1 protein-coding gene and 1 pseudogene are annotated in these 1,136 nt (G+C 47.9%); both read left to right on the top strand.

The window, feature by feature from the left end:
• Positions 1-17 precede the first annotated feature (17 nt).
• Complete coding sequence (locus Q0200_RS03970; RefSeq protein ID WP_297938012.1) at positions 18-740, top strand: arginyltransferase; 723 nt, start codon at positions 18-20, stop codon at positions 738-740.
• A gap of 35 nt (positions 741-775) precedes the next feature.
• Positions 776-1,136: pseudogene (locus Q0200_RS03965) on the top strand (adenylosuccinate lyase); the annotation flags it as partial.

Genomic DNA, 1,136 nt, shown 5'->3' with positions numbered 1-1,136 from the left:
GACGCGGATATCAAAAAGTGCTAGTCGTGCCGTTTTCCACCCTGCCTAGCCCCTGCCCCTACCTCAAGGACAGGGACTCGCGCATGGAGTATCGCTACATAGACGGTTGCGACTTTGCCGTAAACGACGCTCTAGCCAGGCGCGGCTTTAGGCGCTTTGGCAAATATTTCTCTAAGCCAAACTGCGCAGGGTGCCGCGAGTGCGTAAATATCAGAGTCGATGCGCTAAATTTTAAATTTAATAAATCCGCCCGCCGCACGATGCGCAAAAACGAAAACACCAAAATCATCCTAACAAAACCGCTCCTAGACGACGCGCACGTGGCGCTATACAAAAAGTATCATAAATTTATGCAAGAAAAGCGCGAGTGGAAGTACTACGAGCTGGATTTCCGCCGCTACTACGAGCTCTACGTCGCGGGGCATGCGGAGTTTGGCAAGGAAATTGCGTATTTTGCAGGTGGCAGGCTCATCGGCGTCGATCTAGTCGATATCCTTAGCGACGGCATCTCGGCGGTTTATTGCTATTACGACCCTGATTTTGCGGATCTTAGCATCGGCAGATACTCGCTCTATCAGCAAATTTTACTGGCTAGGCAGCTAAATTTACACTGGATATATCTAGGCTACTACGTCAAAGACTGCCCTAGCCTAGCCTACAAGGCCGACTACAAGCCCTACGAGCGCCTGTGCGAATACGTCCCGCTAGACGAAACGCCCGTGTGGAAAAAAGCGGAATAAAAAATGCTCTCAAATGCGTTTTATAAAGGCAAAATTTGATAAAAGTAAGTCAGAATCTAGAATCTCTAAGCATAGAAACATCAGACGCCGATCTGTTTTTCGAGCTGCAAGCGCTCATCAAGCGAAACTTCGCCAAGACGCTGGGGCAAAAAGGCAAAGTGATGTCGTTTTACGACGAAAACGAGAAGGTTCAGCGCAAATATTTCGTCAAATTTATAAAAAAACTCTGCCAGAGGTACGAGCTAAAAAACGTAAATTTAAACTTCGCCGAGTATAAAACCATCAAACTCCACTACATCCAACCAAACTCGCTCAAAGCCATGGTATTCGTCGACGTCGCCTTCGTGCGCGGCGGCGCGATATTTAGCTTCGATCGCTCAAACGAGTCCTTTATCT

The sequence above is a fragment of the uncultured Campylobacter sp. genome (genome assembly GCF_938045225.1).
Lineage (GTDB): Bacteria > Campylobacterota > Campylobacteria > Campylobacterales > Campylobacteraceae > Campylobacter_A.
Note: the sequence above shows the minus strand (reverse complement) of the source record. Positions and strands in the feature narration are given on the sequence as shown.